Source organism: Bacillus sp. SIMBA_008 (genome assembly GCF_046535495.1).
Lineage (GTDB): Bacteria > Bacillota > Bacilli > Bacillales > Bacillaceae > Bacillus > Bacillus subtilis.
In genome coordinates this window covers 1-259 of record NZ_JAWRWL010000721.1, presented here as the reverse complement: position 1 = coordinate 259, position 259 = coordinate 1, and the positions used below count along the sequence as shown (strand labels likewise).

Here is a 259-nt window from a genome sequence, read left to right as displayed (position 1 = left end):
CGAGTGCCTCGAGAGCTGCCTCGACGACTTCCGGCAGGCCGAGAGCGGAGCCGCTCGTCAGCACGCCGACAGTCTCCTGCACCTGGCGATCATCGCCGCCGCGCACAACGAGACGCTCTCCGCGATCGTGCTCGACCACGAACGCCGGTTCACGATCATCGCCCCAGCCCACCCGTGGGGCGATTCGGCGAGCCGACCTGCGATGGAGGAGCGCGCCGGACGTGAGCACGGCGAACTGGTCGTGGCGATCATCGACGGC

1 protein-coding gene is annotated in these 259 nt (G+C 69.5%); it reads left to right on the top strand.

The annotated features are described in order from the left end of the window. Nucleotides 1–259: FCD domain-containing protein (locus SB658_RS25145; RefSeq protein ID WP_410603139.1), on the top strand; the 259-nt coding region annotated here is incomplete at both ends.